Origin of the sequence: Rhizobium rhizoryzae, assembly GCF_011046895.1 — a bacterium.
Taxonomy (GTDB): domain Bacteria; phylum Pseudomonadota; class Alphaproteobacteria; order Rhizobiales; family Rhizobiaceae; genus Neorhizobium; species Neorhizobium rhizoryzae.
This window is the reverse complement of sequence record NZ_CP049250.1, coordinates 306,379-326,472: the sequence shown is the minus strand read 5'-3', so window position 1 is coordinate 326,472 and position 20,094 is coordinate 306,379. Positions and strand designations below refer to the sequence as shown.

18 protein-coding genes are annotated in these 20,094 nt (G+C 57.7%); 14 read left to right on the top strand and 4 right to left on the bottom strand.

What is annotated here, in order from left to right; translation table 11 throughout:
- The first annotated feature begins 107 nt into the window (after window positions 1-107).
- The 7 genes from G6N80_RS07790 to G6N80_RS07760 all read left to right on the top strand — a co-directional run bounded on the left by G6N80_RS07790 (window position 108) and on the right by G6N80_RS07760 (window position 8,818).
- Window positions 108-1,052: an ABC transporter permease gene (locus tag G6N80_RS07790; protein WP_165132849.1), complete on the top strand. Its 945-nt coding sequence runs from the start codon at window positions 108-110 to the stop codon at window positions 1,050-1,052.
- Window positions 1,049-1,867 (top strand): ABC transporter permease, encoded by an 819-nt coding sequence (locus G6N80_RS07785; RefSeq protein WP_165132846.1) that lies wholly within the window; start codon window positions 1,049-1,051, stop codon window positions 1,865-1,867. The genes G6N80_RS07790 and G6N80_RS07785 overlap by 4 nt, the downstream gene beginning before the upstream one ends.
- Window positions 1,864-3,492: an ABC transporter ATP-binding protein gene (locus tag G6N80_RS07780; protein ID WP_165132843.1), complete on the top strand. Its 1,629-nt coding sequence runs from the start codon at window positions 1,864-1,866 to the stop codon at window positions 3,490-3,492. Before G6N80_RS07785 ends, G6N80_RS07780 begins: the two co-directional genes overlap by 4 nt.
- Before the next feature lie 17 nt (window positions 3,493-3,509).
- Window positions 3,510-4,370 (top strand): serine hydrolase, encoded by an 861-nt coding sequence (locus tag G6N80_RS07775; protein ID WP_165136957.1) that lies wholly within the window; start codon window positions 3,510-3,512, stop codon window positions 4,368-4,370.
- Window positions 4,371-4,408: 38 nt separating this feature from the next.
- Window positions 4,409-5,950, top strand: a complete 1,542-nt coding sequence (locus G6N80_RS07770) for an ABC transporter substrate-binding protein (protein WP_165132840.1) — start codon at window positions 4,409-4,411, stop codon at window positions 5,948-5,950.
- A 104-nt stretch (window positions 5,951-6,054) separates the two neighbouring features.
- Window positions 6,055-7,509 carry a M20 family metallopeptidase gene (locus G6N80_RS07765; RefSeq protein ID WP_165132837.1) on the top strand — a complete coding sequence of 485 codons (1,455 nt, stop codon included), beginning with the start codon at window positions 6,055-6,057 and terminating at the stop codon, window positions 7,507-7,509.
- A gap of 526 nt (window positions 7,510-8,035) precedes the next feature.
- Window positions 8,036-8,818: a class I SAM-dependent methyltransferase gene (locus G6N80_RS07760; RefSeq protein ID WP_165132834.1), complete on the top strand. Its 783-nt coding sequence runs from the start codon at window positions 8,036-8,038 to the stop codon at window positions 8,816-8,818.
- A gap of 47 nt (window positions 8,819-8,865) precedes the next feature.
- Here G6N80_RS07760 and G6N80_RS07755 read toward each other — a convergent pair whose 3' ends face one another.
- Complete coding sequence (locus G6N80_RS07755; protein ID WP_165132831.1) at window positions 8,866-9,519, bottom strand: hypothetical protein; 654 nt, start codon at window positions 9,517-9,519, stop codon at window positions 8,866-8,868.
- A gap of 437 nt (window positions 9,520-9,956) precedes the next feature.
- Here G6N80_RS07755 and G6N80_RS07750 point away from each other — a divergent pair, with 437 nt between their 5' ends.
- On the top strand, window positions 9,957-10,556 hold the full coding sequence (locus tag G6N80_RS07750; RefSeq protein ID WP_165132828.1) for a histidine phosphatase family protein: 600 nt from the start codon (window positions 9,957-9,959) through the stop codon (window positions 10,554-10,556).
- A gap of 154 nt (window positions 10,557-10,710) precedes the next feature.
- Here G6N80_RS07750 and G6N80_RS07745 read toward each other — a convergent pair whose 3' ends face one another.
- Window positions 10,711-11,901 carry a GGDEF domain-containing protein gene (locus G6N80_RS07745; protein WP_165132825.1) on the bottom strand — a complete coding sequence of 397 codons (1,191 nt, stop codon included), beginning with the start codon at window positions 11,899-11,901 and terminating at the stop codon, window positions 10,711-10,713.
- A gap of 842 nt (window positions 11,902-12,743) precedes the next feature.
- Between G6N80_RS07745 and G6N80_RS07740 the strand changes: the two genes are divergently transcribed.
- A complete protein-coding gene (locus G6N80_RS07740) occupies window positions 12,744-13,487 on the top strand; it encodes an alpha/beta hydrolase fold domain-containing protein (protein WP_206531714.1) in 744 nt (247 codons plus the stop codon).
- A gap of 689 nt (window positions 13,488-14,176) precedes the next feature.
- Here G6N80_RS07740 and G6N80_RS07735 read toward each other — a convergent pair.
- Window positions 14,177-14,914 (bottom strand): SDR family oxidoreductase, encoded by a 738-nt coding sequence (locus tag G6N80_RS07735; protein WP_062555431.1) that lies wholly within the window; start codon window positions 14,912-14,914, stop codon window positions 14,177-14,179.
- A gap of 75 nt (window positions 14,915-14,989) precedes the next feature.
- On the opposite strand from G6N80_RS07735, the gene G6N80_RS07730 reads away from it, so the two are divergent.
- Window positions 14,990-15,907, top strand: coding sequence for an AraC family transcriptional regulator (locus tag G6N80_RS07730; protein WP_062555432.1), 918 nt, complete (start codon window positions 14,990-14,992; stop codon window positions 15,905-15,907).
- An 87-nt stretch (window positions 15,908-15,994) separates the two neighbouring features.
- Here the strand turns inward: G6N80_RS07730 and G6N80_RS07725 are convergent, their stop codons facing one another.
- Window positions 15,995-16,870, bottom strand: coding sequence for a LysR family transcriptional regulator (locus G6N80_RS07725; protein ID WP_062555433.1), 876 nt, complete (start codon window positions 16,868-16,870; stop codon window positions 15,995-15,997).
- Window positions 16,871-16,978: 108 nt separating this feature from the next.
- Between G6N80_RS07725 and G6N80_RS07720 the strand changes: the two genes are divergently transcribed.
- From G6N80_RS07720 to G6N80_RS07705, 4 genes are all read left to right on the top strand, one after another.
- Window positions 16,979-17,599, top strand: coding sequence for a glutathione S-transferase family protein (locus G6N80_RS07720; protein WP_062555434.1), 621 nt, complete (start codon window positions 16,979-16,981; stop codon window positions 17,597-17,599).
- A gap of 44 nt (window positions 17,600-17,643) precedes the next feature.
- Entirely contained in the window at window positions 17,644-18,414 is a 771-nt protein-coding gene (locus G6N80_RS07715; protein ID WP_062555435.1) for an enoyl-CoA hydratase/isomerase family protein, read from the top strand.
- 100 nt (window positions 18,415-18,514) lie between these two features.
- Complete coding sequence (locus G6N80_RS07710) at window positions 18,515-19,192, top strand: peroxiredoxin-like family protein (protein ID WP_062555436.1); 678 nt, start codon at window positions 18,515-18,517, stop codon at window positions 19,190-19,192.
- A 55-nt stretch (window positions 19,193-19,247) separates the two neighbouring features.
- A complete protein-coding gene (locus G6N80_RS07705) occupies window positions 19,248-19,961 on the top strand; it encodes an SDR family oxidoreductase (RefSeq protein WP_062555437.1) in 714 nt (237 codons plus the stop codon).
- Window positions 19,962-20,094: the final 133 nt, after the last annotated feature.

The window sequence follows — 20,094 nt, the reverse complement described above, 5'->3', positions numbered from 1 at the left end:
ACAATAATGCATAAGATTGCGCCCATTTTTTTGATCCGTCATAGTCTTTTCCATAACAGCCGGTGACTTTGCAGATCCGGTCCCGACAATCGTGTTCAGGGGAACCGATGATTAGATTCATATTCCATCGACTGTTGATGGCGATCCCGACTCTGGTGATCGTTGCCATCACAGTTTTCGCGCTTATTCGGTTCATACCCGGTGATCCGGCAGCTCTCATGCTGGGAGACATGGCCACGCCCGATCAGGTTGCCGAGATGCGCAAAGAGCTTGGCCTCGATGCATCTCTGCCTCAGCAGTTCCTTGTGTGGACGGGTAACGTCTTGAGCGGCGATTTCGGTCAGTCCATCGTCAACAAGGAGCCGGTGCTACCGCTCGTCGTTTCACGTTTCATGGTTTCCGCAGAGATCGTGGTCGTCGCCGTTATTCTGGCAAGCCTGATTGCAGTGCCTGCCGGTGTTATCGCGGCATGGCGCCAGAACAGCGCGACGGATCTTTTCCTGATTGGCACGGCAACCGTTTTGCTGTCGATCCCGACATTCTGGCTCGGATTGCTTTTGCTTCTCTTCTTCGGCCTGAAACTCGGCTGGCTGCCGGTGCTGGGCTACGTGTCCATCTCGGACAATTTTACGTCTGGCCTGCTCTATCTGGTCCTGCCGATCATGACACTCGTTATCCATGAGGCCGGCGTTCTGATCCGCATGGCGCGTGCCTCCACGCTCGAGGTTCTCAGGCTGGATTATATTACCCATGCCCGTGCCAAGGGCTTGTCCGAGCAGGCGGTTCTCTGGAAGCACGCTTTCAAGAACGCCTTCGGTCCAACCTGGACCATGATCGGCCTGATCCTTGGAAATCTGCTCGGCGGCATCGCCGTCATCGAAACCGTCTTCACCATTCCGGGCCTTGGCCGACTGATGGTCGATAGCATTTTCCAGCGCGATTACCCCGTCATTCAGGGCTGCCTTCTCTTCGTCGCCATGTCCTATGTGATCGTCAACCTGATTGTCGACCTCCTCTATCCCCTGTTTGATCCGCGCGTGGTGGCCGAATGAAACACGTTTCCCTCAATGGCTTGATCGGCGGCATTCTCATCGCCTTCCTTCTGATAGTCGCCGCCCTGAGCCTGTTCTGGACGCCCTTCGATCCCATGAAGCTGAGCTTCACTGCACGGCTTGCGGCACCTGGCCCACTCCATCTGCTCGGCACGGATGAGTTCGGTCGCGATGTCCTGAGCCGCCTGATGGTCGGCGCGCGGGCCAGCGTCTGGATCGGCTGCCTCACGGTTGGCTTTGCAGTGATTGCAGGCACCCTGATTGGTCTGGTGAGCGGCTATGCTCGCGGCTGGATCGATGGCCTGATCATGGCGGTCAACAACGCCCTGCTGGCTTTCCCCGGCATCCTGCTGGCGCTCGGACTTCTCGCGGTGTTCGGCGCCAATCAATACGGCATCATCTTCGCCCTTGGCATTGCCTACACGCCATCCATGGCGCGCGTCGTTCGGGGCGCTGTGCTGTCCCTGCGAGAGCGGGAATTCGTTGAAGCGTCGCGCGTGATGGGCAATGGCGAGATCTTCACGATGTTCCGGCACATCCTGCCCAACTGCCTCGCGCCGATCACCGTGCTCGCCACCTCGATGTTCGGCTGGGCCATTCTTTCGGAAAGTGCCTTGAGCTTTCTAGGTCTCGGCGTGCCGCCGCCGGCGCCCACCTGGGGCAATATGCTGGCGGCTGGCCGCCCCTTCATCGAACAGGCCGTCTGGCTCGGTCTTTTTCCCGGCCTCTGCATCGCTCTCACACTGCTTGGCATCAACCTTCTTGGCGATGCGCTACGCGACAAACTCGATCCCCGCATGAGAGGTTTGAAATGACTGAAGGAAAACTTCTCAGCGTCCGTAATCTCTCGCTGCAGATCGCCCGTCGTGATGTCGGTGTCGTCAACGACGTCAGCTTCGACGTGGCACCGGGCGAAATCTTCGGCATCGTCGGCGAAAGCGGGTCTGGCAAATCGCTTGCGACACGTGCGCTCGTCTCACTGCTGCCGCCCGTCATACGCAAGGTGGCAGGCACGGTCATCTTCAAAGGCCGCGACATCACAGCCATCAGTGAGAAAGACTTGCGCTCACTGCGTGGTGCGGAAATCGGGTTGGTGTTTCAGGAGCCGATGACCTCTCTCAATCCCTCCATGACCATCGGGCGGCAATTGGAGGAGGGGCTGGCGCTTCATACACAGGATCAGGCATCGGGGCGGCGTGAGAAAATCCTCTCCATGCTGCAACGCGTCGGCATTCGCGATCCCGAAAGGGCGCTTAACGCCTATCCGCACGAGTTTTCCGGCGGCATGCGCCAGCGCATCATGCTGGCCTCCGTCATGCTGTTGAAGCCAGCTTTGCTGATCGCCGACGAACCGACCACTGCGCTGGATGCCGTGATCCAGCGCGACGTCATGGAACTGATGGTGGAACTGACGAAGGCGGAAGGCACCGCCGTCCTTCTCATCAGCCATGATCTGCCGATGGTGGCACGCTACACCGACCGGATTGTCGTGATGGAAAAAGGCTCCATCGTCGAAGCTGGTACGACGGAACAAATACTGGAGCGCCCGCAGCATCCTTATACGCGAAAGCTTCTGTCATCCTTGCCTGTGCGCGGCGAAGTCCGACCAATCGATACGACATCCGCACCGATGATTTCGGCCCGCAACATCGTCGTCGATTATCCTGGACGCAAATCGCTTCTCAAGAAGGGAGAGCCGAAACGCGCTCTGCACGGTGTCTCGATCGACATTCATGAAGGCGAAGTGGTGGCGCTCGTCGGCGGCTCCGGCTCCGGGAAGACGACGCTTGGGCGAACGATTGCCGGACTGGTCAAGGAAACCGAAGGTGAGATTCTCTTCCAGGGCCGCACCCGTGACCACGACTGGCGCGACTATCGTCTCAACTGCCAGATGGTCTTCCAGGACCCCTATTCCTCGCTCGATCCCAGAATGACGATCCTCGCCCTCGTTGAAGAGGCGCTGCGTCTCGTTCCCGGAATTGATCGGGCGGCCAAGATGAAGCGTGCGTATGAAACGCTGGACGAGGTTGGCCTCAGTGCCGATTTTGCGCTGCGTTATCCGCACGAACTTTCAGGCGGGCAGCGCCAGAGAGTGGCGATTGCCAGAGCTATTGCGCGCCGGCCCCGGTTCCTGATTGCCGATGAACCTGTCTCGGCGCTCGACGTGACTGTCCGTGCGCAGGTGCTCTCGCTCTTTTCCGATCTCCAGAAACGATACGGCTTTTCCTGCCTGTTCATCAGTCACGATCTCGGCGTGGTCGAACAGGTGGCCGATCGCGTCATCGTCATGCAGGACGGCAGGATCATCGAGCAGGGTGATCGCAACACGATCTTCGACACGCCGAAGGAGCCCTATACGCGGCGTCTTCTCTCGGCAATTCCCGCACTTGATCTCAACGAGACCGGCGGCGTGAAACTCAAATGGCGCCTGGAGGCGTGACGATGAATACAGCACCCATGACATCTGCCAGCCTTGGTTCAACGACCGAGAGGCTGAACGCAATTTGCGACGCGCAGCCCTTCATTACGCGCTTCTGCATAAAGAATCTCCGCACTGGTGACGTTTTCGAACGCGGGGCCGATGAGGAAACACCCTCGGCCAGCACGCGCAAGACGTCCATCATGATGGCAGCGTTGAAGGCCGTGCATGAGGGCCGGCTCGATCTCGATGAGAAAATTGTCTACGAAGCGCGTTTTGCCGAAGAAGTCGCAAGCGGAATGTTTCGCTATCTGACGCCGGGGATCGTGATTTCGCTTCGAGATGCCATAACCGGCATGATGGTGTTGTCCGACAATGTCTGCACCAAAATGGTGTTCGAGCGGCTCACTCTGGAAGAGGTAAACACCTATTGCCAATCCATCGGGATGGTGGGCACGCACCACCGTTTCCTGATCCCGCCGCTGGCTCTTTCTCCCGATCATTCGCTGAAATCCGTCACCACGACAACCGCACGCGACCAGATGTTCCTGCTTCAATCGATTCTGGATGCGCAGGTCTCCGAAGAGGCTTCAAAGCGCCTCGGGGTTTCGCAAGCCTTGAGCAGCTATGCCTTGCAGACGCTGAAAAATCAGATCCTGCGCTATGCCATCCCCTCGCGTCTGCCCTTCGGTACGGTGGTTGCACACAAGGGTGGAACGGGGAAGCGCGGCCGGATGAACGCGGGCATCGTCTACGATGATGGCCAGCCGCTCTACATCATCACCGCATTCACGGATCAGGTTCCGCAGGAAATGCCGGATGGCACGCCGGGTTACACCGTGTCTCTCGAAACCATCGGGCGTCTTTCGCGCGTCTGCTGGGATGATTTTCGAGCCTGACCAACAGCATCGCAACAAACAAGAACAGAGGGTAGAACATGAAAAGCTTAACTCTTGCCGGAACAATGCTGATCGCGCTTTCGGGCGTGGCCGAGGCGCGCGACATCGTGATTGCGCAAAGTTCGGACTTGCGCAGCAACATTCCAGGCGTCAACCGGGATGGGAATACTGACGGCGTCATTCTGCACATCGTCGAAGGACTGGTGGGCTATGCCAATAACGGTGAGGTGAAGCCTCTTTTGGCGCAAAGCGTGGAGACATCCGCCGATGGGCTGACGTACACATTCAAGCTTCGCCAAAACGTCCAGTTTCACAATGGCAAGCCGCTGACGGCTGATGATGTGGTTTGGAATTGGAACCGCTACATGGATCCGGCCACGAAATGGACCTGCATCAAGGATTTCGACGGCGGAACCGTGAAGGTGACGGGGATCAAGGCCGTCGATGCGCAAACCGTCACCATGTCGCTGGAGAAGCCTTCGGCGGTTTTCCTCGGTCTGATGGCGCGGCCTGAATGTGGCTATACCGGAATGATCTCGAAGGATTCGCTCAAGGCCGATGGCTCTTTCGATAAGCCCATCGGCACCGGTCCGTTCAAATGGAACGAGTGGAAGAAGGGCGAATACATTCAACTGTCCAAATTCGATGGATATCAATCGCCAGCCAATGACGGCAAGCCGGATGGCATGGTCGGCTCAAAACGTCCGCTGGTGGATGGCATCAAGTTCATGGTCATCCCCGATGCATCGACCGTGAAGGCGGGCCTGCAATCAGGCGTCCTCGATACGGCGGAGATTTCTCCTGACCTCATTCCGGAATTCGAAAAAAGCCAGAAGGCGAAGGTCATCATTTCGCAGAACAACGGCAAGAACCTCTTCTACATCCAGACGCGCGATCCCGTGTTGAGCAAGCCGGGCGTTCGCCGTGCCATGGCGATGGCGCTCGACATGGATGAGCTTGTTGCTGCGGCCTCCAACGGTACGGGCAAGGCGAACGGCTCCATGGTGGCGTCGGACTCGATTTATTTCAGCGAGACCCAGAAGAAGCGTCTTCCCTACGATCTGGCGGCTGCGAAAAAGGAACTGCAAGCCTCCGGCTACAAGGGTGAGCAGATCAACATCATCGCCAACAAGCGCGGCAATGTTCCAAGCTTCCCGGCGGCCGTTATCGCACAAGCCATGTTGCAGCAGATCGGGCTCAATGTGCAGATCGAAGTGCTGGACTATGCGACGCAGGTTGATCGCCGTCGTTCCGGGAACTACCAGATCATTTCGCAATCGGTTGCACCGCGTCTCGATCCGGCCCTGATGTACAGCTTCTACGTGGGCGACAAGGACAAGAATGCCTCGCTGATGTGGGACAACCCCAAGGCAATCGAATTGATGAAGGCCGCCTATGCCGAGATCGACCAGAAGAAGCGGCAGGTGATTTTCGACCAGTTTCATGAACTCATGCTGCAGGAAATGCCGGGCATCTTCCTTTACGACATGATCGATGTCTGGGGCGCAACGAAGTCCCTGCAAGGCCAGCCTGTCTGGCAGTCCAATGCACGGCTCTGGGAAGTGTCCGTCGCCCAATAACCCGTCATGCAAGGCACCGCATTCGTGCGGTGCCTTTCAACCTGACAGAAGCCTCCGCCATCGTCGATGCGCGGGAATGGTTTCGCTTTGCCTTGAGGAACAGCATGCCAGATCAAACCGCCCTGAAATCCCTGACGCAATCGATTGAGCGTCTCGCGCCTGATTTTGCTGCCCTGAGCGACCGGATCTGGGATTTTGCGGAACTCAAATTCGACGAATTCAAATCGGCTGAACTCCTCGTTCAGACACTGAAGCAGCACGGATTTGCCGTCGAGCAGGGCATCGCGGGTATGGAAACCGCTTTCATCGGCCAGTATGGCGGCGGCAATCCCGTCATCGCATTTCTGGGCGAATACGACGCGCTTGCCGGCATGAGCCAGATTGCGGGCATCGATGAACCGCGTGAGGGCAAATCCGGTGCCAGTGGCCACGGCTGTGGTCATAACCTGCTGGGCGCAGGCTCGCTGTTGGCTGCTGTCTCGCTGGCGAAGCATCTGGAGGCCAACGGCCTGCAAGGCACGGTGCGATATTATGGTTGTCCCGGAGAAGAGGGCGGTTCCGGGAAGACCTTCATGGTGCGGGCAGGGGCATTCAGTGACGTGGATGCGGCGCTGACCTGGCATCCGGCCCCTTTCAACGGCGTCAGATCGACAAATAATCTGGCGGTGCTGGAATATTACTACCGGTTCAAGGGCATTGCGGCGCACGCCTCCAATGCTGCTCACCTTGGTCGCTCTGCACTTGATGCGGTTGAACTGATGAATGTCGGCGTGAACTTCCTTCGCGAACATATGCCACAGGATTGCCGCGTCCATTACGCAATCACCGACGCGGGCGGGCGCGCTGCGAACGTAGTTCAGGCAAAAGCCGAAGTACTTTATCTTGTGCGTGCGCCCGAGATGTCACAGGCCTTGGCGCTGGCGGAACGCGTCGATCAGGTCGCGCGCGGGGCGGCGATGATGACGGGAACAGAGGTCGAGATCATATTTGATACTGCTGCGACAAACCTTCTACCGAACCTGACGCTCGAAAATGCGATCCACGAAAATCTGGTGGCGATCGGGCCAGTCCCGTTCGATGAGGCGGACATCGATTTTGCTCGCAAGATCCAGGCGACATTCACGCAAGAAGCTATCAACAGCAGCATCAAGCTTTACCAGATCAAGCAGGATGTCTTCTCCAACGAGAAGATCGATGGATCGACACCACTGCACACGGGCTTGCGTGCCTTCGAAGGCCAATCCCACTTTCGCGCGGGCTCGACCGACGTCGGAGATGTCAGCCGCGTTACCCCGACCGCACAATGCTGGGCTCCGGCCTGGGCAATCGGAACCAATCCGCATACATGGCAGGTGGTCGCACAGGGAAGAAGCGCGGCGGCGCACAAGGCGATGCTGCACGCCGCGAAGGCTCTGGCCTCAACGGGACTGGATCTGGCAACCTCACCGCACTTGCTGAGCAAGGCACGGGCAGAGTGGGAAGCCGCAATGAAGGACGAGCCTTATGTCTGCCCGATACCCGCTACCGTCATGCCCGGCATAAGGGCATCGGTGAAATAATGCGAGGCAATGGTTCACTGGCGTAGGACGCTATAAATCTACAAGCCTGGCGATCTCAGATCGCCAGCTATCCCCTGACATCCTCGGCGGGTGTTCGTCGCTGGCTCAGAAGAGAGCTTCCGAAGACGAATCGGCCTTCCCATCTCAACTGGCGAAATGATGGGAATGTTATCTCCAGTCACCGGAGGGAAAGCAAAAACCACCGCAGCTTAGTTCAGGGAGACGTACCGAGAGAATTGGCTGGGGAGCCTGGATTCTCACATGATTTCAATGGCTTAGTTGAAAAGCCTTGAAATTCCCTCTGTTTTCCTGCCGCGAGCGACCGTGGATGCCACCTTTGTGCCCTGGCTTTGGGCATCAGTCAACTGGGCGCCAGAGCGGCAATAATTTCCGCGCTGGCGAAGAAGGTTACAGTGCCCCGGGATGGCCGCTTCGCACCAACACCGGACATTGCTGCGATGTAAACAATAGGGATATGTTCGGAGCTGCCCGAGATTTTACGGAGGTCCAGCTTTTGGAAGGTGACATGCAGAAAACTGACGTCGCGAAGCACTGGAACGAAAACGCCGACCAGTGGACCCGAGACGTTCGAGCTGGCTTCGATGTCTATAGAGACAAGTTTACCTTCCCGGCTTTCCTTGATGCCCTACCCGCAATCAAAGGGCTCGATGTCATCGACTTCGGATGCGGTGAGGGGACCAATACTCGCACCTTCGCTCGGATGGGGGCACGCGTTACTGGTATCGACCTTTCAATCCGGATGATTCAGCACGCGAGGCGGACGGAGGAAGCTGATCCGCTCGGAATCCGATATCAAGTGGCGTCGTATAGCGATCATTGTGGGATGCCAGATGCATCTTTCGATGCCGTCCTTTCAACGATGGCCCTGATGGATGGACCGGATTTCCCCGGAGCTATGCGAGAGGCATATCGGCTTCTGCGACCGGGCGGCTTCATACTTTTCAGCGTTCTGCATCCTTGCTTCATCACGCCCGGGCTCGGGTGGGAAAAAGACGATGAAGGTCGCACAACTGGACTTCGAGTAGCCCGCTATTTTGATAGATCGTCTTTTACTGAGCATTGGCGTTTCGGAAATCGCCCCAAGGACGAAGACGTTCTCCCGTTCTCTGTCCCAAGGTTTCCACGCACGATAAGCGACTACCTGAACGCCGTAGCCTCGGCTGGTTTCATGATAACGCAAATCGGGGAGCCTCAACCGTCTCACGCCGCTTGTGAAGCGGTCCCGCGGTTCTCACGCTGGCGCGACCTTGGAGGCTTTCTCCTGCTGGTCACGGCGAGGCGAGCCTGATCCAACCAGCGCCGCATTGACGGACCTCCGCTCAGCGCCAAGAGTGGTCAGTAAGTACGCTGGTTGTTGCGCAAGCGCTCAGCATGTCTTTGACGTGTTGCGTAGTCGTCACCAATCAGGTAGCCGCATTCATTAATCTCGATTTGGTCCATATTACGTTGATATGGCTGGAAGGTTGCAGAGCCATCACCTCTGAAGTGGACGGAGAACGTCACATCGAACGGTATACTCCAGCCAGAGGCGCGTTCGACGAATTCAATCACTTCCGCTTCCTCATCCTCCGTAATAGCCAATGCTGGATGATAAACCTTAAAGCGATTGCTGACTTTAGCAGTGTTGTCGATTGGCGTTCCGCGCCTGTCAACGAACGCCTCGTAGGCTGGATCGCAGACGCCATAGAGGAAATTTGAGATGCTGGTTCCGAGCGTCGCTTCAACGGCCTCGCGCTTGTAAGTCGCCGCAACATATGCGGCTGCGGTGAGGAGGCACAGCCCAGCGGCGGCAGCTATGGACACAACGCGCACCGCATACCTGTCGACGAGTAACATTGTCCTACCGAGCTTCAACATAACTGTTTGGCCCTCATACTGCATTTGTCCCAGCTTAAACATCGGTGCGTCAACATTGAGTTTGTGGGTCCACGCAAATTCTAACGACTGCTCTGGGCCGGGAGAGGTTTGCCGCTCAACGCCAGAAATCATCGGAATCATCGCGCGAAAGCGCAGTTGTTCCTCGTCAGCTCAGGAGAAGCCAAAAAAAGACGCCCTCAAAAGTAAGTGCTGACGCGATGTAAGCGGATTTCCAGTTGGGAAGAAAGGGAAACCGAAACGGGTAAAGAAAGCGGTTCAGCAACAACACGCCGGATGCCAAAGAGGCACAAAAAACATACAATAACATCATGCATGTCCATCACTTGTCCTCTATTGCAAGGCTTCACTTGTAAGGATACTATGGTGCCTAAATACGCCTTAAAGTGGCATTAGAATATCTCCCAGATCGTATTTCATGTCCGCAATGGGGCGACGACAGTCTTCCGTTTCGCGCCATTTGCAGTCATCAGGATGCCATATCATTCGGCCAATCAGCACCGTTGAGCCTAGAGCTAAACCAAAAGCGACGAAATTGCCGGGATACTTTGATGATTTATCTTCTGCGCCACGGCGAAACCGTTTGGAATACACTTGGTCGCTTCCAAGGCCAGAAGGATTCCCCGCTTACCAAGCATGGTATCGAGCAAGCTGATCTAGTCAGTACGCTACTTTATCATCAGCTCGAAGGAGACTGTAGATCGTTCGACTTCCAAGTCAGCCCGCTTGGAAGAACGAGGGAGACAGCGGATAGATTGAAGTTGAGGATACCTCTTCCCTCTCAGGAGGATGCACGTCTTATGGAGGTAACCGTCGGTTCGTGGGACGGATTGACCAAATTTGAGATCGACATGGAGTATCCGGGTCACCTTGACGGTTCAGACCTGTACGATTGGTATTTTAGATCGCCTGATGGCGAGACATTCGACGACGCGTGCAATCGTGCGAGAGACTGGATTTCGGATATCAAACGCCCAACCATTGCCCTGTCACACGGCCTCTTTGGTCGAATTGTGCGAGGGGTCTACGCGGGTCTATCGATGCGAGAGACCCTTGAATTACCAGTACCGCAGGACGGATTCTATCTGCTGCGTGACGGTGGCTTTAGCCTGATTGATCGCAATTGTCACACCGTTGATGTCGCTAACTAAGGACCTTTAGTCCGCTTTGGGCCGGTAGCGGTCGCGGGCATATTCGTAACCTTGAGTTATTCCTTTGAACCAGCGAGGTAAATCTGGCATGTCATTAGACAATGAGAGTCCTCGGCTCGGCGGAGAGATGCCAAAGTGGCGAATGAACCGCCGGTCAAGCCTCTTGCCGTTCTCCCTGACTGTCGCCGACTGCCAAACAAGGTAACGTTTGGGCGTCGCCGCCATCGACAAACACGCGGTTCCGACCGGCGGCCTTGGCCGCATATAGTGCCCGGTCCGCCCGCTCGAACGCGGCCTCCACTCGAGTATCCTCGGCCATTAAGGAAGCGACGCCGCCGGAAACAGTGAATTGCTCAGTCACATTGAAGGCCACCCACGCCCTTTCCGCGAAGGCGCTCCGCAATGACTGCGCCAGGTTACGTGCTTCCGTGACACCGACGCCGGGCAGGTACGCAACGAATTCTTCACCGCCATAGCGCGCCGTGAACCCGTGAGACCCGACAACCTGAAGGAGGTCTTGGCCCAGCCCTCGTATGACCTCGTCGCCGAAGCCGTGTCCGTAGCCATCATTGATGCGTTTAAAGTGATCGATGTCGAAGGTGATCAACGAGCCTTGGCGGGTGGTACCATAATTGCGCGCGAGTGCGTAGCGCAGCCCCCGGCGGTTCAGAAGCCCGGTCAGCTCATCCGTCTCCGCCGCCCTTCTGTAACGTTCGAGCGCTGTCTGTCCGACGGCTGCGACCGCGCTGAAGGGAAAGAACATACAGACAGTAATGGTCGTAAGATGAACTGCAAGATTGTAAGTCGAGTCGGCAAAGTCGGCAAACTCGTTGCTCGACCCGGTAAAGAACGTGAAGTAGGTCGCGCGCGACACCGAATCCAGTACGACAATGCAACTCGTCGCGACGAGTGCCTTGTCGATACCGCTTACGGCCTCTCGCCTGACCCTGAGGATTGCCCAGCCGAGCAGGAACGCGAATCCCATGTCGGTTAGGAATAATTGGTAGATCAGGCTCTTCTCTACAAACACCACGTAAATGAGCGCCAGCGTATATAAGGCGACGAATGTCAGGCGCTGCGTGTTCTGTCTGGCCAGTTTGAAGTGAGACAAGAGCCCGCTGCCGTAGCAATAGGCTGCGCCCATAAAGATCAGTCCGGACGCAAAGGCGTCGAAGGTCGGTTGGATCGAGAAGGTCGAAATCACGAAGCCAAGCGCGGTCTGCGCAAAGCCCGCGCCCCAATACCAGGTGTCACTCAACTTCAGATGCCACAAAAGGAAGAAGCATCCAGCCACTAGGTTGAACAGCACCGGCGGCACGTAAACGATCAGATTGCTCGTCTCCATCCAGTGCAGCCCCCAGCCCCCGTAGGTTGTTATGACCTGGATGTAGCTCTTTTGAGTTTAATGCTTGGTAAACGGCTGAACCGACGGCTTCCGCTGAAGGAATACTGTCCCCTCCCGCCAGCCCGCTTGGCCACCGCTCCAGACACGGAAATAATTTCCGCCTTCGGTCGCCGAACTGCCAAATACACTGAATTGAGACAGAGACAGCGCGCCTCAGTACCATCTCTGCGGAACGTCCAGCTATTCCCAAGTTGGGTATAGACGACGGCCTGGTGCGCGGCGAGCTCCGCAGGCACTTGCAGGATGCCATGGTGATTGAGCCGTCGATCCCTGTTGGTGGCTTTGCCCTCCCTTTCGCATTGTACTGCCGTTAAGCCTCGGACAAAGCGCTCCAACACGTTGCGGCAACTGTCACGGTTGCTTCGCGAAAGATGACCAAATTCCTGACGGCCTCGGGCTTACGTGCAGTGACGCACCCAGATTTGCGCACTTACGATTGGATGGAAGCCTTTGTCTTTGCGGTGATCTTCTACGGCGAAGGTACGTGACATATAGCCGCTCAAAACAGGATCCAACTCTTGCACCCGGGCGGTAGCAATCTAATGAATATTGCCAATCGTTCAGGCGGCCTAAGTTCCGCCCAGCCTTGCTGGCAGAATCTGGGAGGCGAGTTAAGCTGACTGGAGAGAGTCTTGAGGAACTGGCGGGATGACCTCAAACTCAATGCTGTGAGCGTAGATCAACGTCGCGTGCCAGTGCCAAACTCGATCAGTAGAGAGGCGCAACAACGGCTTCATAACGCCGTCCGAAACGACGGGTTACCCATCAACGCACTGTACCCAATGCCTCCGGCGGAGGATCATGAAGCATGGCAGAAGCTTAAGTCAGCCGTAGATTCAACTTACGCCGCCACGGTATCAGTGTTGGAGTCATCTCGAGACGTACAGTTAAGTAGGAAGCGAATTGGCTCTGCCGACGTTCATTTTGCAAAGCCTATCGAGCTCGATCGCGCGGATTGTGTATATATCGATCTTAATGGAGGGGCGCTTGTCTTTGGTGGCGGTGAAGCAAGCCGCGAAGGGGCTCGGATAGCTGCATCTCGCTTTAGCATTCAATGCTACGGCGTGGACTATCGGATGCCACCTGAATTCCCGTTTCCGGCTGCGCTTGACGACTGCATGTGCGTGTACAAGCATGCTGTGGACACACATGGCGCCGAACGCATTGTCATCGGTGGACGCTCTGCAGGTGGCAATCTGGCATTGGCGACCGTCGTGCGCGCTCAGGATGAAGGGCTGGATTTGCCCCGCGCGATTGTGTTGCTTTCGCCTGAAATCGACCTGACGGAGTCAGGGGATAGCTTCCAGACCAACAAGATGATCGACGTAAACCTTCCAACCTCTTTGATGCCAGCGAACCTACTCTATGCCAACGGCGCCGATCTGGCCCATCCTTATATCTCGCCTCTCTTCGGACGGTTCAACACAGGCTGCGCGGGAGTGGCATCGCACCCACGAACTTCTAGCGCTTTCGAAACGATGGCGGGAAAAGGCTCGTCTGGGTGCGGCCGCCTATGGCCGAAATGAAGTGCCGTAGGGCATGCCCGGATGAGATGCGCCGCGCTTTGGCCGACTGACAGAGGAATCGTCGGGACAGTGACCTGGCGGGCCGTCGCCGCCGAACAATCAAGATGTCTTAACCCTGACCTGGTTCCGTTTGGCCACGAACAAAGGGATTGAAGTTCATCACGGCGGACCTCGCATGTCACAGCATCGGCCTTGAACAACTTACGGGTCCCCAGCTAACTTTCTGGGCGTCGTCGAACTCGACGGATAGCCCAAGAAAATACGGTAGAGATCGCTCAATTTATTGAGAAGACGCTACTTTTTTGTGCGCGAGCCGATGACCAGTTCAGGTAAAAAATTAGGGTCAAAATGAGTTCACTGGGTGACCTGGATTCTCACATTATTTCAATGACTTAGTGGATAAGTCTTGAAATTCCCTCTGTTTTCCCGCCGCGAGCGACCGTGGATGCCACCTTTGTGCCCTGGCTTTGGGCATCAGTCAACTGGGCGCCAGAGCGGCAATAATTTCCGCTCTGGCGAAGAAGGTTACAGTGCCCGGGATGGCCGCTTCGCGCCATAAGCGGCCAAGTCTGAGCTGTTGATGATGATCCCACTCCATACCTGTTGCGAGCATCCGGTGGATTTTTTTGCGGTCGTTTCAGGTCCGAAGGAGAGTTCTGTGCGCCCAAAGCCGAGACGCTCCGATAGTGTCAATCCTGTGCGGTCGGGCGCACTACGATGCTGCCGATTTCCACGTCACTGGGTTGCTCGATTGCGAAGGCTATCGCCCTTGCGATAGCTACCGGGGAAATGGCGAGCGCTTCCTTGCGGGTGACAATAGCCGCTCTGATGTCAGGATCGGCAATGGAGGCATACGCGAAGGTCGTGTCAATGAAACCCGGGGATATCTCCGTCACGCGCAGGTTTTTTCCCGCTTCCTGCCGCAGACCTTCTGTGGCTGTCCGCAGTGCATTCTTGGTCGCGGCGTAAACGCCCATCGTTGGCACGATCTTGAGGCCAGCGGTTGATACGACGTTGATGACGTGCCCGCTATCTTGGCCCGTAAACACGGGCAGAACCGCAGCGATACCGTAGAGCGCGCCCTTCAGGTTTACGTCGATCATGGCGTCCCATTCATCGACCTTCAGCGCTTTGAAACGCGACAGCGGACCGATGCCTGCATTGTTGATGATGACATCCAGCCGCCCGAAACGTTCGCAGGCAAGCTTGACCAGATCCTCCAGATCTACAGCTCTAGTTACGTCGATGGCCCGATAGACGGCTTCGCCGCCCGCCGCCTCGATTTCTCCTGCTACACTGGCGATCTCCGCTTCGCTTCGTGCACCGAGCACAAGGCGCGCGCCTCGCGCGGCAAGATGTATAGCTGTCGCCCGGCCAATGCCGCGCCCGGCTCCAGTGATGGCAACGATCTTGTTCTCAATGGTCATGATAGGGGGCTCCATTGTCTGCATGAGAAGCAAGATCTAGGCAGCGCATCTCGGATGATCTATGCTTGAACAACCATGTCTTTGTCGCGATCCGCCAAACCAATAGCCGATCCGTTCTCCGAGGTTCTTGCAGCCTTGGGCGCGCGGAGCGTCCGGGGCACCGGCCTCGAAGCGGCGGGAGACTGGGCACTCGCCTTCGACGGGCGAGCGCGGTTGAAGTTCGTCGCTGTCACAAGAGGCCAGTGCTGGCTTCTTCTTCCGGATCATTCGCCACAAGCACTTGTGGAAGGCGATGTCGTTCTCATCCGCGACACGCGTTATGCGGTGGCGAGTGACCCTGCCGTCGAACCGATGGATGGGATGCCGCTCTACGCGGCTCCGGGACAGGACTTGGTACGGCTGGGCGCTGCAGACGAAACGGCGCTGATAGGGGGTGGCAGCGGCTTTGCCAATGGCAGCGCCGCGTTCGTTCTCGATGCGCTCCCGAAATTTTTGCGTATTGATGCCAGGTCGTCCACCGCCGAGGCTGTCGCGAGAACGTTGAATGCTCTGAGGATAGAGGTCGCCCACGCGGAACTGGGTGGCTCACTGGTTGCCGAGCGACTGGCGGAAATCCTTATTATCACGGCCGTTCGCGCTTTCGTGGCCACCAACCCTAAGAACAGTGTCGGCTGGGTCACCGCGCTGGCGGACCCGAGGATCGGCAGGGCGCTGAGATTGATGCATGGGGATGTCGCGTGCCGCTGGACAGCGCCCATGCTGGCGTCGGAGGTCGGCATGTCGCGTTCGGCCTTCACGCAACGGTTCACCGCGCGTGTCGGCCGGCCGCCTCTCGACTACCTTACTCACTGGCGCATGGTCCTGGCGCAGCAAAAACTGAATGCGGGCGAGACCGTCGCGGCCGTTGCTTCCGCCGTTGGCTATAACTCGCAAAGCGCCTTTGCTCATGCTTTCAAGCGGACTTTGGGACGGACGCCACGATCGGGCCGATGATGACAGCGTCTAGGCTTCCCGCCGCGTCTTCCTGCCAGATCCGGGATGTCTTCGATGTCCACTTTGAGGCCAAGAGGAGACATTGCTTCAGCCGACGATCGTCTTCACGAAATCGGCGAAGGCGCGCGCTTTTGCACTGGCCAGCCGCCCCGTTGGAAAGACAGCCCACAGGTCGATGTCCGGGAGCGTCCAATCCTCCAGCACCCGGAGAACTTCGCCGTTCTGCAGTTCCGGCCAGAACATCCAGTCCGATGTTACTGCCAGTCCCATATCTGCCTTGACGGCAGCGCGAATGCCCTCGGCGGCGGTGAAGCGTACCCGTCCTGACACCGCGACAGAGGCCTCAGTACCATCTCTGCGGAACGTCCAGCTATTCCCAAGTTGGGTATAGACAACGGCCTGGTGCGTGGCGAGGTCTGCTGGAGCCTGCGGGATGCCATGCTGCTTGAGATAGGCAGGCGTCGCCACCACGGAACGGTGGCCTGTCGCGATCCTGCGGGCGACAGCGGTACTGTCGGCGAGTTCGCCCATGCGCAGCGCGATGTCGATACCTTCGGATACAAGGTCGATCACGCGATCGTCGAGAACGACATCGACCTCAAGGTCGGGATGGGCGGCCAAGAACTCCGCCAGTCGAGGGATCAACATCAGCCTGGCGAATGTCGTTGCCGCACTGACACGGAGGCGGCCAGACAAGCCCGCCCCGGCGCCCTTCGCCTCCAGTTCGGCCTCATCGGCTTCCTGGATTGCCGCCTTTGCACGTTCATAGAATCGAATGCCTGCATCCGTCGGCGAAAGGCCGTGCGTGGATCGGATAAGCAGCCGAACCTGCAACCGATCCTCAAGCTGCGCAATCGTCTTCGAGATCGCCGGCTGACCCACGCCGATCTGTCGCGCGGCGTGCGAGAACGAGCCTGTCTCCACCACTCGCACAAATGCGCTCATCGCCTGCAGTCGATCCATCGCCTATTCTCCCTAGGAATAAACATTATCGCCTCAAGCTGTCTGCCGCAAGGTTCGAGGAATGGGCATACCTGTCTTCAACGGAACACGATCTGATGGAGACACACAATGATCCAAGTCCACGCTTTCGCTACTCCGAACAGTGTCAAGGTGCTAATCGCCCTGGAAGAGTTGGAGATGCCCTACGATCTCAGGCCTATCAACGTGCGCATAGGCGCGCAGAAGGCTGAGGCATTCCTCGCTCTCAACCCGAACGGCAAGGTGCCTGTCCTGGTCGACGACGGATTTGTCCTGACCGAGAGCGCTGCCATCCTCGTCCATCTCGCTGAGAAGACCGGCAAGCTGTTGCCAAAGGATGGCGCCGGCCGCGCTCGTGTCTTCGAACAGCTTTTCTTCCACGCCTCGGGCTTGAGCCCTGCTTTCGGCAATGCCGGCTTCTTCAAGCGCTCATCGCCCGAGCCCCAGCCGATCGCCGAGGCCCGCTTCACCAACGAGGCAGAACGGCTCCTCGGACTGCTCGATGCCAAGCTTGCCTCGCAGCCCTTCATGGCCGGAAAGGAGTTTACGATCGCCGACATCGCCCATTTTGGCTGGATGTGGCGGATCCAATTTCCTGGGCTCACTATCGACGGTCGCCCCAACCTTTCCCGCTGGTACCAGGCGGTGGCTGCACGCCCCGCCGTCCAGCAGGCCATTGCTCGCGTCGAAGCAGCCGTGCCCGCCACCTGATTCTTCCCCACCATTTCCGCCTAAGCAAACATTGGAGAACCACCATGTCCAAATTCGACACCTACAAGAATTCCTTCCCGAATGCCCGCCTGACCCGCACGCCGAGCGGTGTGCTTGAAGTCGCGCTTCACACCAATGGCGGCAAGCTCGTCTTCAACGGCCATACGCACGAACAGTTCGTCGATCTGTTTCATCAGATCGGCTCTGATAGCGAGAACCGGGTCGTGATCCTCACCGGCTCGGGCGACGCCTTCATGGATGCGATCAGCCCCGATGGCTTCGACTTCTTCTCGCCGCGTGGCTACGACAAGATCTTTCGCGAGGGCCGCAAGGTTCTGATGAACATCCTCGACATCGAGGTGCCAATGATCACGGCGCTCAACGGGCCGGTGCTGCTTCACTCGGAATATGCGCTGCTCACCGACATCATTCTTGCGACGCCGGAAACGGTCTTCCAGGATAAGCCGCATTTCGACTTCGGCATCGTGCCCGGTGATGGCGTCAACCTGCTCTGGCCCGAAGTGATCGGCAGCATCCGCGGCCGCTATTTCATCCTGACCCGCCAGGTACTCGATGCGGCAACCGCCAAGGACTGGGGCGTCGTTAATGAGGTCGTGCCGGCCGACAAGCTTCTCGCCCGAGCCCATGAGATCGCCGAGGGTATTGCAGCGCTTCCGCCGCTGACCTCGAGCTATACCCGCATCGCGCTCACCCAGAAGCTGCGCCGGATCATCGATCAGGACGGTGGCTACGGTCTTGCTCTCGAAGGCATCAGCGCCGCCGAAGTCGCTCGTTCCCTGGCCGCACAGGGCTGATCACCTTTCAAGTTTATCAACGGACTTCAGGGGCATCCTGAAGTCCAGAAATGCCCGACACGACAGACCCAGTTCCAATTCCAATTCAAGGAGAATGACCATGACCCTTCAATCCAAGCTTGACGCTTTCAGAGCTGACTTCGAAGCCGGCAAGCCGCCTTACAACGTGCCGTACTCCGTGATCGAGACGATGCACCGCGCCACTTCCGAACTGATTGCCTCTGGTGCTGCCCAAAAAGCCCTGAAGGCTGGCGACAAGTTGCCGGAATTCACCCTCTCCGATCCTGACGGCAATCCGGTTTCGTCGGCTGAGCTTCTGGCGCATGGCCCGCTGGTGATCAGCTTTTACCGTGGTGTCTGGTGCCCGTATTGCAACATGGAGCTCCAGGCCCTGCAGGAAGCCCTCCCGCAGTTCGAAGCACTTGGCGCAAAGCTTGTTGCTATTTCCCCGCAAAACCCGGTCAACAGCCGCAAATCGGTGCGCCAGAACAACCTTACCTTCCCAATCCTGTCCGACACGCATAACGATGTCGCAGCCGCCTGTGGCCTGCGTTTCGAGATGCAGGATTATCTGGTCAACCTCTACAAGTCGCTCAAGAACGATCTTCCCACCTTCAACGGCGACCCGAGTTGGACGCTGCCCATGCCAGCCCGCTACGTTGTCGGCCAGGATGGCTTCATCCTTTATGCCGAGGTGAACCCGGATTACACCCGTCGTCCTGAGCCGGAAGACATGTTGCCCGCGCTTCTTGCCGCAGCCACCCGCACCGCCGCCTGATCGGTCCACACCAGAGCACCCTGTCTCTTCTGAGGCAGGGTTGAGAGGATATGCGATGAAGAAGACATTTCTTATCACGGGTGCCAGCAAGGGCATCGGGCTGGCGCTTGCGAAGCGGCTGTCGGCTCAGGGTGACGCGGTGATCGGCATCGCCCGCCATGCAGTCGACGACTTTCCCGGCACCCTGCATGAGTTCGATCTGGGTAACGACGAAACGCTCGACAGGCTTGCCGACATCGTACGCGATAGCGGCGTCGACGGCATCGTCAACAATGTCGGCCTTGTTCGTGCCGCGCCGCTGGGTAACATCTCCTTCGATACGCTGGACGAGGTGTTGCGCGTCAATCTGCATCCGGCACTCGTCTCGGCGCAGGCGGCTCTTGTCGGGATGAAGGCACGGGGATGGGGCCGGATCGTCAACATCTCCAGTCTGACCGTCCTGGGTAGCGTGCAACGCACGAGTTATGCCGCCGCGAAGGCCGCACTCGTCAGCTTCACACGGAGCTGGGCGCTGGAACTTGCGGCGACCGGCATCACGGTTAATGCCGTGTCGCCTGGCCCCACCGAGACCGAGCTATTCCGAGCCAACAATGCACCCGGCAGTGAGGGGGAGGCACGCTATCTTTCCGGAGTCCCAATGGGGCGCTTTGGCAAACCAGAGGAAATCGCAGCCGTAATTGCCTTCCTTCTTTCCAACGATTCAGCGTTCATGACCGGGCAGGTGTTGCAGGTCGATGGCGGGGCATCGATTGGGAGGGCATCGATTTGAGGTTCGCTTAGGCTCGTCGAAAGCGGACAAGCAACAGAGCTTAAAGGTCAGCGTTACCTTCTTCTTCAACGCAATATTCGACCGTGGATTTCCGCCTCGTTGCAGTCTTTGGCTGCGGGTTTCCAGCCCATTT